General features: G+C 70.2%; 2 pseudogenes. One reads left to right on the top strand and one right to left on the bottom strand.

Going from position 1 to position 1,245, the window contains the following annotated elements:
• Positions 1 to 661: pseudogene (locus tag D7231_RS36790) on the top strand (hypothetical protein); the annotation flags it as partial.
• Between the two features lie 98 nt (positions 662 to 759).
• Here D7231_RS36790 and D7231_RS36785 read toward each other — a convergent pair.
• A pseudogene (locus D7231_RS36785) lies at positions 760 to 1,245 on the bottom strand (hypothetical protein); the annotation flags it as partial.

The raw sequence follows: 1,245 nt of genomic DNA, 5'->3' as shown, positions 1-1,245 counted from the left end.
GGGCATCACGGTGGTGGACTGGCGGCCCATTCACGGCGGCGCCGAGTCCTGGCACGGCCTGGCCTGCGCCGATCTGGACATCGGCGCTGCGAGGCCGATGCGGACGGTCTCCTTCCACGGGGACCCTTTCCGGCCCCGGCGGCGGTTCGACGAAGCTCTGCGGGTCCGTTCACTCTTCCACGACGGCCAGCTCGGCTGGGCCGGGTCCGACTGGAACAACATATCCGCCGACCGGCGCGCGGACGGCACGTACTACGACGAGGACCCCTACACCGGCCAGGACCACGACTACCTCCCCTACCAGTGCGTATGGCCCATCGGCCCGGAAGGCCCGCGCGCCGACCGCGACCCCACCGAACTGCTGCGCTGGCGCGGGCTGCTGACCGACACCGCCGCCGCCCTCGACGCCCCGTGGGAAGCATCCTGCGGGCACATGCCCGACCCCTGGGGCCCCCGGAGAATCGACACCCAGCGGGTCACCCGCCACCTGCTGCCCGCCCTGCGAACCCACCAGACCGTGCGCACCCCCCGCACACTGGCCGCCTCCGACCACCTGCCCGTGCTGGTCGAGGCCGACGAGCACGCGATCCTCCGCGAGTTCACGAATTCCGAAGGGTCCGGGCCCATGAACTCAGCCCCGAACACCCCGATTTCGGCCTGATCAGCCCCCAGGTTCGGCAACCCAGGGTTCTGGGCCTGGTTCCTACTCCTGACCCCAGCGGCAAAGTAGCGACTGCAGAGCTCTTGGGCTGTTCCATATCAGCTCAGACCCTGGTCGAGGCCCGGCGGGTCGAGGGCGGCCAGGTAGCGTTGCGCGGCTGTGATGGAGAGCCCGAACAGGTCGCACAGACGGCGCAGGTCACCAGTGGCGAGCCCTTCATCGAGGATGCGGTCTGCGCGGAGGGCGCGAGCGGAGATGCCGAGGGTCTTGGTCGCCCAGACGTTGCTGGTCGGGCCGGTGTGTGTGGCGGTCTGCCAGTTGATGAACAGGTGCGGGTTGGCCGTCCTGGCCCAGCGGCGGGCGCGCAGGTCGAGGTAGGCGGCGAGCCGGGTTCGTACGGGTTCGGCGAGCAGAATGACCCGTTTGTCGAGGTGGATGCGTCCGTCGTGGATGTCGGTGTGCCGCAGGCGCCGCAGGTCGGTGACCGTCAGTGCGTGGAAGGCGACCATGGCGGCGAGCGTGGCGCGCACCGGATCGTCGTCTTCCAGTGCCTGGCGGATCGCGTCGGTGTCGACCGGCTGCGG

The sequence above is a fragment of the Streptomyces klenkii genome (assembly GCF_003626645.1).
GTDB lineage: Bacteria > Actinomycetota > Actinomycetes > Streptomycetales > Streptomycetaceae > Streptomyces > Streptomyces klenkii.
Note: the sequence above shows the minus strand (reverse complement) of the source record. Positions and strands in the feature narration are given on the sequence as shown.